Origin of the sequence: Halorubrum sp. GN12_10-3_MGM (assembly GCF_005435235.1) — an archaeon.
GTDB lineage: Archaea > Halobacteriota > Halobacteria > Halobacteriales > Haloferacaceae > Halorubrum > Halorubrum ezzemoulense.
In genome coordinates this window covers 1-326 of sequence record NZ_SGUB01000077.1, presented here as the reverse complement: position 1 = coordinate 326, position 326 = coordinate 1, and the positions used below count along the sequence as shown (strand labels likewise).

Annotated in this window: 1 pseudogene; it reads right to left on the bottom strand. The window is 61.0% G+C overall.

Annotated elements, in window-relative coordinates:
* Positions 1 to 326: pseudogene (locus EXE47_RS18315) on the bottom strand (IS66 family transposase zinc-finger binding domain-containing protein); the annotation flags it as partial.

Genomic DNA, 326 nt, shown 5'->3' with positions numbered 1-326 from the left:
CCGGTAAGGAAGGCGGTGATCGTACCGTGACAGAGCTGATTGAGCGATGACGTTCACCCCGAACTGCCCCTCATCGGGGCAGTCGGGGTGAGCCGCAACTGTCTCTGTTCCACAGGAGTCGCACTGGTAGTAGTGGCGGTTGTACCGGGTGATTTCTGGGGGCTGGGGATCAGGGATCTCCTCGACGAGTCGGGGGCTGACGCCCACCGACTCGTCGAAGCGGTCGCCACACTCAGGACAACAGTCACAGGTGACTTCGATTTCTTCGTCAGGATCGGCCATAGAACGCCACTCCGGATCGTGACCATCCTTCCGACCGGGAGTGC